The 243-nt window shown below is 71.2% G+C and carries 1 protein-coding gene; it reads right to left on the bottom strand.

Features of this window, described 5'->3' with window-relative positions; translation table 11 throughout:
* Positions 1 to 49 precede the first annotated feature (49 nt).
* On the bottom strand, positions 50 to 243 hold a 194-nt coding region (locus tag AC1RPK_RS07805), incomplete at its 5' end, for an MmyB family transcriptional regulator (protein ID WP_481769365.1).

Genomic DNA, 243 nt, shown 5'->3' with positions numbered 1-243 from the left:
AAATCAGGCGAAAACGCTCGAGTACGCAGAGAATCCGCGTACTCGGCTGTTACGGGAGGCGGGTGTAGACGACGCGCCGCAGGTCGGGGTGGTCGGTCGGCGCGAGCTGGTGGTGCTCGAGCGCGACCTCGCCCTGGCGCGGGTGGTGGAAGCGGCGCTCGCGCGAGGCGAAGCCGCGGATGTCGTAGCGCTCCCATGCCGCCCGGAATGCCGGGCTGGCCTCCCGCAGCCGCTCCACGAGCG

The sequence above is a fragment of the Dellaglioa sp. CoH-55-MRSF-6 genome, from assembly GCF_056782215.1.
This window is presented reverse-complemented; position numbering and strand designations above follow the sequence as displayed.